Source organism: Pseudomonas carassii, from assembly GCF_036324045.1.
Classification (GTDB): Bacteria; Pseudomonadota; Gammaproteobacteria; order Pseudomonadales; family Pseudomonadaceae; genus Aquipseudomonas; species Aquipseudomonas peradeniyensis.
Genome location: NZ_JAZDCT010000022.1, coordinates 86,124 through 97,736, shown reverse-complemented (window position 1 = coordinate 97,736; position 11,613 = coordinate 86,124). Strand labels below are relative to the sequence as shown.

At 65.4% G+C, this 11,613-nt stretch carries 13 protein-coding genes; 5 read left to right on the top strand and 8 right to left on the bottom strand.

The annotated features are described in order from the left end of the window. Positions 1 to 70: 70 nt before the first annotated feature. Complete coding sequence (locus V0R62_RS17075; RefSeq protein WP_330104567.1) at positions 71 to 943, bottom strand: DMT family transporter; 873 nt, start codon at positions 941 to 943, stop codon at positions 71 to 73. Positions 944 to 1,059: 116 nt separating this feature from the next. On the opposite strand from V0R62_RS17075, the gene V0R62_RS17070 reads away from it, so the two are divergent. The 3 genes from V0R62_RS17070 (at position 1,060) to V0R62_RS17060 (ending at position 3,275) form a co-directional block, all read left to right on the top strand. After that, entirely contained in the window at positions 1,060 to 1,848 is a 789-nt protein-coding gene (locus tag V0R62_RS17070) for an AraC family transcriptional regulator (protein ID WP_330104566.1), read from the top strand. Between the two features lie 64 nt (positions 1,849 to 1,912). Beyond that, the gene (locus V0R62_RS17065; RefSeq protein WP_050707114.1) at positions 1,913 to 2,197 is read left to right on the top strand and encodes a PsiF family protein; all 285 of its coding nucleotides are present in this window, start codon (positions 1,913 to 1,915) and stop codon (positions 2,195 to 2,197) included. Positions 2,198 to 2,267: 70 nt separating this feature from the next. After that, positions 2,268 to 3,275, top strand: coding sequence for an AI-2E family transporter (locus V0R62_RS17060; RefSeq protein ID WP_110734957.1), 1,008 nt, complete (start codon positions 2,268 to 2,270; stop codon positions 3,273 to 3,275). A gap of 121 nt (positions 3,276 to 3,396) precedes the next feature. Here the strand turns inward: V0R62_RS17060 and V0R62_RS17055 are convergent, their stop codons facing one another. Next, on the bottom strand, positions 3,397 to 4,668 hold the full coding sequence (locus V0R62_RS17055) for an Hsp70 family protein (protein WP_330104565.1): 1,272 nt from the start codon (positions 4,666 to 4,668) through the stop codon (positions 3,397 to 3,399). Positions 4,669 to 4,830: 162 nt separating this feature from the next. Between V0R62_RS17055 and cbpA the strand changes: the two genes are divergently transcribed. Together cbpA and V0R62_RS17045 are read left to right on the top strand one after the other, a co-directional pair. After that, entirely contained in the window at positions 4,831 to 5,796 is a 966-nt protein-coding gene (cbpA, locus tag V0R62_RS17050) for a curved DNA-binding protein (protein WP_330104564.1), read from the top strand. A gap of 2 nt (positions 5,797 to 5,798) precedes the next feature. Further along, positions 5,799 to 6,104, top strand: coding sequence for a chaperone modulator CbpM (locus V0R62_RS17045; RefSeq protein WP_011535907.1), 306 nt, complete (start codon positions 5,799 to 5,801; stop codon positions 6,102 to 6,104). A gap of 130 nt (positions 6,105 to 6,234) precedes the next feature. Here V0R62_RS17045 and V0R62_RS17040 read toward each other — a convergent pair whose 3' ends face one another. From V0R62_RS17040 to urtB, 6 genes are all read right to left on the bottom strand, one after another. Next, positions 6,235 to 6,768, bottom strand: coding sequence for a GNAT family N-acetyltransferase (locus V0R62_RS17040; protein ID WP_330104563.1), 534 nt, complete (start codon positions 6,766 to 6,768; stop codon positions 6,235 to 6,237). A gap of 5 nt (positions 6,769 to 6,773) precedes the next feature. Beyond that, the gene (locus V0R62_RS17035; protein WP_011535905.1) at positions 6,774 to 7,298 is read right to left on the bottom strand and encodes a GNAT family N-acetyltransferase; all 525 of its coding nucleotides are present in this window, start codon (positions 7,296 to 7,298) and stop codon (positions 6,774 to 6,776) included. Between the two features lie 31 nt (positions 7,299 to 7,329). Next, positions 7,330 to 8,028: an urea ABC transporter ATP-binding subunit UrtE gene (gene urtE, locus V0R62_RS17030; RefSeq protein WP_062572701.1), complete on the bottom strand. Its 699-nt coding sequence runs from the start codon at positions 8,026 to 8,028 to the stop codon at positions 7,330 to 7,332. Positions 8,029 to 8,171: 143 nt separating this feature from the next. Further along, complete coding sequence (gene urtD / locus V0R62_RS17025; RefSeq protein WP_330104562.1) at positions 8,172 to 9,029, bottom strand: urea ABC transporter ATP-binding protein UrtD; 858 nt, start codon at positions 9,027 to 9,029, stop codon at positions 8,172 to 8,174. Beyond that, complete coding sequence (gene urtC, locus V0R62_RS17020; RefSeq protein WP_330104561.1) at positions 9,026 to 10,105, bottom strand: urea ABC transporter permease subunit UrtC; 1,080 nt, start codon at positions 10,103 to 10,105, stop codon at positions 9,026 to 9,028. Before urtC ends, urtD begins: the two co-directional genes overlap by 4 nt. Next, complete coding sequence (urtB, locus tag V0R62_RS17015; RefSeq protein ID WP_044488496.1) at positions 10,105 to 11,592, bottom strand: urea ABC transporter permease subunit UrtB; 1,488 nt, start codon at positions 11,590 to 11,592, stop codon at positions 10,105 to 10,107. Before urtB ends, urtC begins: the two co-directional genes overlap by 1 nt. Between the last annotated feature and the right edge of the window lie 21 nt (positions 11,593 to 11,613).

Here is an 11,613-nt window from a genome sequence, read left to right as displayed (position 1 = left end):
TACAGACGAACGCAATCCCCCTGTAGGAGCGGCCTTGTGCCGCGAAAGGAGCGCAAAGCGCTCCCATCTGTCAACGCTGTAGAGGCGTGGTCCAACGCTCGGCCAGCAGCACGCCGACCAACGTCAGCACACCGCCAACCAGGTGATAACTGGCCAACTGCTCATCCAGCACCACTGCAGCGACCACCGCCGTGACCACCGGCAGCAGGTTGAAGAACAGCGTGGTACGGCTCGGCCCCAGGCGATGCACGGCCTGCATCCACACCCGCGGCGCAACCATCGAGGCCAGCAGGCCCGCATACAGCACCAGGCCAATGTTGTGGCCGTTCAACCCGGTCTTGGGTGACAGCAGGAACAGCGGCAGCAACACCAGGATCGCCACCAGCACTTGCAGGTACAGCAGCTGCAGCGGCGGCAGGCGCAGCTGCCATTTCTTCAGCAGGAAGCTGTACAGCGCATAGGCGAAGGTGGCCACCAGCATCATCAGGTCGCCGGCGTTCAGCCCCTGGTGCAGCAGCACGCCGGGTTGCCCGGCCGAGACCACCTCCAGCACGCCGAAGAACGACACCAGCGCGCCCAGCAGCGCGCCATAGGTCAGACGCTGGCCGAGCCAGGCAATGGACAGGGCCAGCGACATCAGCGGCATCAACGAGAGGATGATGCCCATGTTGGTGGCGCTGGTGATGGCCGCGGCGAAGTAGGCCAGGCTCTGGTAGATGGCCATGCCCAGCACGCCCAGCACGAAGATCTTGCCCAGGTGCGGGCGGATGGCTGCGCGGTTGTGCCAGACCTGCGGCAGCAGGAAAGGGGTGAACAGCAGGCCGGCCAGCAGCCAGCGGTAGAAGCCGATCTCGGCGGGGAAGATGGCCCCGGCGGACATCTTGGTGACCACGGTGTTGCCGGCCCAGATGAGGATGGCGATGAGGGGGAAGAGGTAGTTCATGAGGCATCTCGGATAACAGTAAACACCCGTGGGAGCGGGCTATGGGGGCCATTATCGCTTGTCTGTCCAAATGCCTATACTTCCATCCAGACAACTCGCCCCTCGAAGCAGACAGCATGGCCCGCAAGTACCTCGACATTCCGCAATTCGACCGGCTCCCCGCGCCGGTCTACTTCCGCTACGACGAATTCGGCGCCGATACCCACAGCCCGCCGCACCGTCACCCCTGGGGCCAGCTCAACTACGCTTCCCATGGCCTGATGCACCTGGACGTCGAGGGCCAGCGCTTCATCTCGCCTCCGCATTACGCCGTCTGGGTGCCGCCGGACACCGAGCACGGCTGTTACAACCCCCAGGCCATCATCTACCGCTCGGTCTATCTGGAGCGCAGCCTGTGCGCCGAGCTGCCGACGCAGCCCTGCAGCCTGGTGATCAGCGACATCCTCAAGGCGATCCTCGGCGACTTCGCCCGCCGCGACCTGCACATCGCCCAGGACGAGCGCGACCAGCGCCTGATCCAGGTACTGATCGACCAACTGCACCTGGCGCCAACGCAGACCTGCTATCTGCCGTTCGCCCGCAGCGACAGCCTGCGCCAGGTGCTCGAGGCGTTGCACGCCGAGCCAGGCGACAACCATCCACTCGCCTATTGGGCCGGGCAGGTGCATGTCAGCGAGCGCACCCTGGCCCGGCAGTTCCTGCGCGAGCTGGGCATGAGCTTCGGCGAATGGCGCTTGCGCCTGCGCTTTCTGCGGGCCATCGAGGCGCTCGAGGCGGGCACGCCGATCCAGGCCATCGCCTTCGACCTGGGCTACAGCAGCGCCTCGGCCTTCATCGCCATGTTCCAGCGCCAGGCCAATTGCACCCCGGAGCAGTACCGGCGGCGGGCGCGGACCGAGATGTAAGAATTCTTGTCTACACTCAGCTGCGACGAGCGCGCATCCGGCGCGCAGGCAAGGAGACCACTCCATGAAGCTGCTGCACGTACCCCTGCTGGTGTTGGGCCTGTTGATCGCGGGCCAAGGGTTCGCCGCCACCGCGCAACAGGAAAAGATGAAGACCTGCAACGCTGACGCCACCACCAAGGCGCTCAAGGGCGATGAGCGCAAGGCGTTCATGAGCACCTGCCTGAAAAAGGATGTGCCGCAGACCCAGCAGGAGAAGATGAAGACCTGCAACGCCGACGCCACCACCAAGGCGCTCAAGGGCGATGAACGCAAGACCTTCATGAGTGACTGCCTGAAGAAGAAATGACCTGCGCCTATGCCTCTGCCGTGAAGGCTGGCAGACTGCGGGACTTTCCGCTGTCTGCCGTTGAGGCTGTATGACTTTCACTCCCCGCCAGGTCACCCTGGCCAGCTGGATCATCGTCATGGCGGGCCTGTTGCTGGCGCTGCCGCTGAAGCTGCTGCCGAGCCTGCTGGCCGGCCTGCTGGTCTACGAGCTGGTCAACATGCTCACCCCGCGCCTGCAACCGCTGATCGCCGGGCAGCGCGCACGCTGGCTGGCGGTGGCGCTGCTCGGCACCCTGGTGGTGAGCACGCTGACGTTGCTGATCGCCGGCGCCTTCAGTTTCCTGCTGCACGAGGCCGAGAACCCCGGCGCCTCACTGGACAAGTTCATGGGCCTGGTCGAGCGCGCGCGAGGCCAGTTGCCGCCGTTCATCGAAGCCTACCTGCCGGCCAGCGCCGCCGAGTTCAAGGTGGCCATCGGCGACTGGATCAAGAGCCACCTGAGCGACCTGCAACTGGTGGGCAAGGGCATGGCGCACATGTTCGTGACCCTGCTGATCGGCATGATCCTCGGCGCCATCGTCGCCCTGCAGCGCATCCCCGACATCTCCCGGCGCAAGCCCCTGGCCGCGGCGTTGTTCGAACGCCTGAGCCTGCTGGTGCAGGCGTTTCGCAACATCGTCTTCGCGCAGATCAAGATCTCGCTGCTCAACACCGTCTTCACCGGCATCTTCCTGGCCGTGGTGCTGCCACTGTTCGGCGTACACCTGCCGTTGACCAAGACGCTGATCGTGCTCACCTTCCTGCTCGGGCTGCTGCCGGTGATCGGCAACCTGATGTCCAACACCCTGATCACCATCGTCGGGTTGTCGCTGTCGATCTGGGTGGCGATGGCGGCGCTGGGGTACCTGATCGTGATCCACAAGGTAGAGTACTTCCTCAACGCGCGGATCGTCGGCGGGCAGATCAGTGCCAAGGCCTGGGAGCTTTTGCTGGCGATGCTGGTGTTCGAGGCGGCGTTCGGGCTGCCGGGGGTGGTGGCGGGGCCGATCTATTACGCCTACCTGAAGAGTGAGTTGAAGCGGGCGGAGTTGGTCTGACAGATTGCCGGGGCTGCGTTGCAGCCCTTTCGCGGCACAAGGCCGCTCCTGCAGAAGAGCGCGTCCCCCTGTAGGAGCGGCCTTGTGCCGCGAAAGGGCCGCAGAGCGGCCCCGGGATGGCTCAGGCCGCGCCGTAACGCTTGCGCGCCTCGATCGCCAGCCCGCTGCCGATGCTGCCGAAGATGTTGCCTTCCACATGCCGCGCATTGGGCAGCATCGCCGCCACGCTGTTGCGCAGTGCCGGAATCCCGCTGGAACCACCGGTGAAGAACACCGTGTCCACCTGCCCCTCGCTCACGCCGGCCTTGGCCAGCAGCTCGGTCACGCTGCCGCGCACCCGCTCCAGCAGCCCGTCGATGGCGTCTTCGAACAGCACCCGGGTCAGCTCGGCCGACAGCTCCGGCTCGATACGGCCAAAGTCGATACGGCGGCTGTCGCGCTCGGTCAGTTCGATCTTGCTGGCTTCCACTTCCATGGCCAGCCAGTGCCCGGCGCGCTGTTCGATCAGGTTGAACAGGCGATCAATGCCCAGCGTGTCCTCGATGTCGTAGCGCATGCTGCCCAAGGCCAGCTGCGACTTCTGCGAGTAGAGGGCGTTGATGGTGTGCCAGGTGGCCAGGTTGAGGTGGTAGCTGGTGGGCATCAGCGCGCCGCTCTTCATCCGGCTGCCGTAGCCGAACAGCGGCATCACGCCCTGCAGGCTCAGCTGCTTGTCGAAGTCGGTCCCGCCGATGTGCACGCCGCCGGTGGCGAGGATGTCGCTCTGGCGCTCGGCCACCAGGTGGCGCTCGGGCGACAGGCGGATCAGGGTAAAGTCCGAGGTACCACCGCCGATATCGACAATCAGTACCAGCTCTTCACGGCTGATGCCCGACTCGTAGTCGAACGCCGCGGCGATCGGCTCGTACTGGAACGACACGTCCTTGAAGCCGATCTTGCGCGCCACCTCCGCCAGGGTGTCCTCGGCCTCCTGGTCGGCGGCTGGGTCTTCGTCGACAAAGAACACCGGGCGGCCCAGCACCACCTGGTCGAATTCACGGCCGGCATCGGCTTCGGCGCGCTTTTTCAGCTCGCCGATGTACATGCCCAGCAGGTCCTTGAACGGCAGGGCGCTGCCCAGCACGCTGGTGTCGTGCTTGATCAGCTTGGAGCCCAGCAGGCTCTTGAGCGAGCGCATCAGGCGGCCTTCGTAGCCCTCCAGGTACTCGTGCAGGGCCAGGCGGCCATACACCGGGCGACGCTCCTCGATGTTGAAGAAGACCACCGACGGCAGGGTGATCTTGCCGTCTTCCAGGGCGATCAGCGATTCGACGCCCGGACGGTGCCAGCCGACCGTGGAGTTGGAGGTGCCGAAGTCGATGCCAAGGGCACGGGCCGGGGATACGTCAGACATGAGGAAAGCTTCCGGAGGCAAAACGGCCGCGCAGTTTATGCGAGTCTGCGGCTAAATCAAGACCGGTCGTCTGCGATAGCGCAACCCCGGATGAACCTTGAAAGGCTATGCTTGACCCCAATCTTCAGTGGCAATACGTACATTCACATCGGTGATCCATAGATGGACTTCAAAGACTATTACAAGATACTCGGCGTCGAGGCGAGCGCAGACGAGAAGGCGATCAAGGCCGCGTACCGCAAGCTCGCGCGCAAGTATCACCCCGACGTCAGCAAGGAGCGTGACGCCGAGGACAAATTCAAGGAGGCCAACGAGGCCTACGAAGTGCTTGGCGACAAGGACAAGCGCGCCGAGTACGACGAGATCCGCAAGTATGGCGGCCAGCATGGCCGGCCGTTCCAGGCACCGCCTGGCTGGCAGTCCCGTGGCGGTAATGGCGGCGGCGGTGGCTTCGAAGGTGGTGATTTCTCCGACTTCTTCAGCTCGATCTTCGGTGCCCGGGGCGGCAACCCCTTCGGTGGCGCCGGTGGCCGGCAACAACGCAGTGCCGGCAGGCGAGGGCAGGACGTGGAACTGGAACTGGCGGTCTTCCTCGAAGAGACCCTGAACAAGGAATCCAAGCAGATCAGCTTCCAGGTGCCGCAGACCAACGGCGCCGGGCAACGTACCGGCTTCACCACGAAAACGTTGAACGTGAAGATCCCTGCCGGGGTGACCGATGGCGAGCGCATTCGCCTCAAGGGCCAGGGCGCGCCGGGCGTGGGCGGTGGCGCCAATGGCGACCTGTTCCTGACCATCCGCATGGCACCGCACCCGCTGTTCGATGTCGAAGGCCATGACCTGATCATCACCGTGCCCCTGGCACCGTGGGAAGCGGCGCTCGGCGCCAAGGTGGCCGTGCCGACCCTGACCGGCAAGATCAACCTGACCATCCGCCCCGACAGCCAGAGCGGCCAGCGCCTGCGGGTCAAGGGCATGGGCCTGCTGAACAAGCAGGGCGAGCGCGGCGACCTGTACGCCCAGCTCAAGGTGGTGATGCCCGCCCAGTCCGATGCCGCCGCGCGCGAATTGTGGACCCAGCTCTCCGAGAAAGCCGCGTTCAATCCGAGGACTCAATGGAGTAAGTGATCATGAGCAGCACCCTGATCGTTCAACTGGACATGCGTACCCTGTGCCAGGAAGCCGATGTGTCGGCCGACTGGGTGATCGAGATCGTCGAGCACGGTATTGTCGAACCGTCGGGGCGAACGCCCGAAGAGTGGGTGTTCGATGACCGCGCGCCGGTGACGTTGAAGCGCGCGGTGAAGCTGCATCAGGAGCTGGAGCTGGAGTGGGAAGGGGTGGCGCTGGCGTTGGAGTTGCTGGAAGAGGTGCAGCAGCTGCGCAGTGAGAACAGCATGTTGAAGCAGCGGTTGGGCAGGTTTACCCAGATGTGACGGGTATTACCTGTTAGATCCTGGGGCTGCTACGCAGCCCTTTCGCGACACAAGGCCGCTCCTACAGGAGATCGCGTTCCCCTGTAGGAGCGGCCTTGTGTCGCGATAGGGGCGCAAAGCGTCCCCAGGTTCACGAAGCTTTCGCGATCACCTTGAAGTACAACGCCGTAGCCCGGTACACCCCTTCCGGACCGCACGCATAATCCGGAATCTCCCCCGCCTTGTTGTACCCCTGCGCCCGATAAAACGCCTCGGCTTCGGACCCAGCCTCGGTATCGAGAAACAGCATCCCCCGCCCGATCCGCCGCGCCTCGGCCTCCAGCGCGTTCATCAACTGCTGCCCCAGCCCACGCCGCCGCGCATCGCTGTGCACCAGCAACTTCTGCACCTCGCCCCGGTTCAGCCCGTTGGGCTTCAGGCACAACCCCAGCTGCACACTGCCCAGCACTTCCTGCCCCTGGGCGATGACCCAGAGCAGCTGCTCGCCACTGGCCAGCTTTGCCTTCACCTCATCGAAGTAGGCCTTGGCCTGTGCTTCGTCGATATCGGCCAAAAAACCCACCGACGCGCCCTGTCGCACCGCATCGAGCAAAAGGGCCACCAGGCCGTCGCGGTAGTACGCCAGGCCTTCGTGGGTGACGCGGTGCAGCTGGGCGGTGTTCATGGGCTTCAGGTCCTTGAAGGGGGAAGGGTGTTGTCATCCAGGTACAGCTGCATGAAGGTCAGGTCCAGCCAGCGCCCGAACTTCACCCCCACCTGCGGCATCTGCCCGGTGATGCTGAAACCCAGGCGTTCGTGCAGGCGGATCGACGCGGCGTTGCCGCTCTCGATGGCGGCGACCATCACATGTTTGTCGCAGTGGCGCGCGCGCTCGATCAGCGCGTCCATCAACACCGGCCCCAGGCCCTTGCCGCGTTGGTCGCCACGCACGTACACCGAGTGCTCGACGGTATGCCGGAAGCCTTCGAACGGCCGCCAGTCGCCAAATGAGGCATAGCCCAGCACGCCGCTGTCGTCCACTGCCACCAAAATAGGGTAGCCCTGCTGCGCACGGGCCTCGAACCAGTTCAGGCGGTTGCCCAGGTCCACGGGGGTTTCGTTCCAGATCGCCGTGGTGTTGGCCACGGCGTCGTTGTAGATGTCGAGGATGCCCGGCACGTCGTCGATCAGGGCGTCGCGGATCTGGTAACTCATGACAGCGTCTCGCAAGGGAAGTGGTTGCAGATTAGATGGTAACCAGGCCGCGTACACCTTCGGCCTGCATGTTTTCACCCCGGCCGCGCTGGACGATCTCGCCGCGTGCCATGACCAGGTATTGGTCGGCCAGCTCTTCGGCGAAGTCGTAGAACTGCTCCACCAGCAGGATGGCCATGTCGCCCCGGTCGGCGAGCTTGCGGATCACCGCGCCGATCTCCTTGATCACCGACGGCTGGATGCCTTCGGTGGGCTCGTCGAGGATCAACAGGCGCGGGCGGCTGGCCAGGGCGCGGCCGATGGCCAGCTGTTGCTGCTGGCCGCCCGAGAGGTCGCCGCCACGGCGTTGCTTCATCTGCTCCAGCACCGGGAACAGCTCGTAGATGAAGGCGGGTACTTCCCGTGCCTCGCGGGCGGGGAAGCGCGACAGGCCCATCAGCAGGTTTTCCTCGACGGTCAGGCGCGGGAAGATCTCGCGGCCCTGGGGCACGTAGGCGATGCCGGCCTGGACCCGTTGCTGGGGCTTGAGCGTGGTGATCGGCTTGCCCTCCCATTCCACGCGGCCTTCGCGGGCCGGCAACAGGCCCATCAGGCAGCGCAGCAGGGTGGTCTTGCCCACGCCGTTGCGGCCCAGCAGGCAGGTGACCTCGCCGACCTTGGCCTCGAATGACAGGCCGCGCAGGATGTGGCTGCCGCCGTAGTATTGGTGCAAGGTGTCGATCTTGAGCATGTGCAGCTCCTGGAATCTTTGCATTGTGGCCATTGGGGCCGCTTTGCGGCCCTTTCGCGGCGCAAGGCCGCTCCTACAGGACTTCACCGCCCCTGAAGGAGCGGCCTTGTGCCGCGAAAGGGCTGCGCAGCAGCCCCGGGGATTCAGCGCCCGAGGTACACCTCGACCACCCGCTCATCCTCCTGCACCTGCGCCAGCGACCCTTCCGCCAGCACGCTGCCCTGGTGCAGCACCGTCACATGGTCGGCAATGCTGCCGACGAAGCCCATGTCATGCTCCACCACCATCAGCGAATGCCTGCCTGCCAAAGAGCGGAACAGCTCGGCGGTGAACTCGGTCTCGGCATCGGTCATCCCCGCCACCGGCTCGTCGAGCAGCAGCAACCTCGGCTCCTGCACCAGCAACATGCCGATCTCCAGGAACTGTTTCTGCCCGTGGGACAACAACCCCGCCTGGCGCTGGGCCAGGGGCAGCAGGCGCAGGGTGGCCAGCACCTCCTCGATGCGCAGGCGCTGCTCGCCGGACAACCGCGCCACCAAACTGGCCCACACCGACTTGTCGGCCTTGAGCGCCAGCTCCAGGTTCTCGAACACCGTCAGCGCCTCGAACACCGTGGGTTTCTGGAATTTGCGACCGATGCCGGCCTGGGCGATCTGGTACTCGCTCATGCGCCTCAGGTCGAGGGTGTCGCCGAAAAACGCGGTACCCGTATCGGGGTGGGTCTTGCCGGTGATCACGTCCATCATCGTGGTCTTGCCGGCGCCGTTGGGGCCGATGATGCAGCGCAACTCGCCGACGCCGATATACAGGTTCAGGTCGTTGAGTGCCTTGAAGCCATCGAAGCTGACGCTGATGCCCTCCAGGCTCAGCACCGTGCCATGGCGGGTGTCGAGCCCGGCCTCGCGGCGCCGACCGAGGCCGATCGCCTCGCGACCGCTGCCGATCTGGTCGAAGATCGGTTCCAGCATGAATTCCGGATGCACCGGAGGCACGCTTCTCATGGCTGGCTCCTCTTTTTCACAAGGCCGACCACGCCCTTGGGCAGGTACAGGGTGACGAGGATGAACAGCGCACCGAGGAAAAACAGCCAGAACTCGGGGAACGCCACGGTGAACCAGCTCTTCATGCCATTGATCAGGCCGGCGCCAAGCAGCGGCCCGATCAGCGTGCCGCGCCCGCCGAGCGCCACCCACACGGCGGCCTCGATGGAGTTGGTCGGCGACATCTCGCTGGGGTTGATGATGCCCACCTGAGGCACGTACAGCGCTCCGGCCAGGCCGCACAGCACGGCGCTGAGCACCCATACCAGCAGCTTGAAGCCACGCGGGTCGTAGCCGCAGAACATCAGCCTGTTCTCTGCATCGCGCACGGCGGTGAGCAGGCGCCCGAACTTGCTCTGGGTCAGGCGCCAGCACAGGAACAGGCTGCCCAGCAGCAGGCCAACCGTCAGCAGGAACAGCACGGCCCGGGTGCCCTGGGCGGTGATGTCGAAACCGAGGATAGTGCGGAAATTGGTGAAACCGTTGTTGCCGCCAAAGCCCGTTTCGTTGCGGAAGAACAGCAGCATGCCGGCGAAGGTCAGGGCCTGGGTCATGATCGAGAAGTACACGCCCTTGATCCGTGAGCGGAAGGCGAAGAAGCCGAACACCAGGGCCAGCAGCCCCGGCGCCAGCACCACCAGGCACAGCGCCCAGGCGAAATGCTGGGTGCCGGCCCAGTACCAGGGCAGCTCGCTCCACGACAGGAAGGTCATGAACCCCGGCAGGCCGTCGCCAGCCGCCTGGCGCATCAGGTACATGCCCATGGCGTAACCGCCCAGGGCGAAGAACAGGCCGTGGCCCAGCGACAGCAAGCCGGCATAGCCCCAGACCAGGTCCAGGGCCAGGGCGACGATGGCGTAGCAGAGGATCTTGCCGACCAGGGTCAGGGTATAGGCCGAGACCTGCATGGCGTGCCCGTCGGGCAGCAGCGACAGCAGCGGCAGGGCCAGCAGCACCAGGACGACAACGGCGCCGACGGCCAGCGACAGCCGTGTGCCGGCTTTGCGCGTGGCAGTGACAATCAATGGCTGGTTCATCAGTCGATTACCCGTCCCTTGAGGGCGAACAGGCCTTGCGGGCGCTTCTGGATGAACAGAATGATCAGCGCAAGGATGAGGATCTTGCCCAGCACCGCACCGATCTGCGGCTCCAGCAGTTTGTTGGCGATACCTAGCCCGAACGCTGCCCACAGGCTGCCGGCCAGCTGGCCGACGCCGCCGAGCACCACCACCAGGAACGAGTCGATGATGTAGCTCTGGCCCAGGTCAGGGCCGACGTTGCCGACCTGGCTCAAGGCCACGCCACCAAGCCCGGCGATGCCCGAGCCGAGGCCGAAGGCGAGCATGTCGACGCGCCCGGTGGACACCCCGCAGCAGGCCGCCATGTTGCGGTTCTGGGTGACCGCGCGCACGTTCAGGCCCAGCCGCGTGCGGTTGAGCAGCAGCCAGGTGAGCACCACCACGGCCAAGGCGAAGCCGATGATCACCAGGCGGTTGTACGGCAGCACCAGGTTGGGCAGCACCTGGATGCCGCCGGACAGCCAGGCCGGGTTGCTCACCTCGACGTTCTGCGCGCCGAAGATCAACCGCACGGCCTGGATCAGGATCAGGCTGATGCCCCAGGTGGCCAGCAGGGTTTCCAGCGGGCGGCCATACAGGTGGCGGATTACCGTGCGTTCCAGGGCCATGCCGACGCCCGCGCTGACGGCGAAGGCCACCGGCAGGGCGATCAGTGGGTAGAACTCGATGGCGCCCGGGGCATAACGCTGCAGCAGCACCTGGACCATGTAGGTGCTGTAGGCGCCGAGCATCAGCATCTCGCCGTGGGCCATGTTGATCACCCCGAGCAGGCCGAAGGTGATTGCCAGGCCCAGCGCCGCCAGCAGCAGGATCGAGCCCAGTGACAGGCCGCTGAAGGCCTGGCCGAGCAGTTCGCCGACCAGCAGCTTGCGCTGTACCTGGGCCAGGCTGGTTTCAGCGGCGGTGCGCACGGCGGCGTCGGTTTCGGCGTCGGGTTGCAGCAGCGCTTCGAGGCGGGTGCGGGCCAGCGGGTCGCCGGTTTCGCCGAGCAGGCGCACGGCGGCCAGGCGTACCGCAGGCTCGCTGGCGCCGAGTTGCAGGTTGGCCAGGGCCAGGCCGAGGGCGGCGTGCACGGCGGCGTCCGGCTCGCTGGCGAAGCGGCGGTCGAGGAAGGCCATCTGCGCCGGTTGTGCGGTTTTTTGCAGTTGCTGGGCGGCGGCCAGGCGCACGCTGGCTTGGTCGCTGAGCAACTGATGGCTGGCCAGGGCGTTGTCGATCAGGCCGCGCAGGCGGTTGTTCAGGCGCAGTTTGCGGGTGTCATTTTCGGCGATGCGGCCCTGGCGCAGGTTTTCCAGCAGCGGCAGGCGGGCGGCATCGGGTTGTGCGGCCCAGGTTTCGAGCAGGTTGGCCTGTTCGGCGGGTTTGGCGGTGAGGAAGAACTCGCCTTCGCTGGCTTGGGTGGCCAGGGGCAGTAACAACATGAGGGTGAGCAGGAGTCTGAGCATGCGGGCAGTCCTGGAAATCGG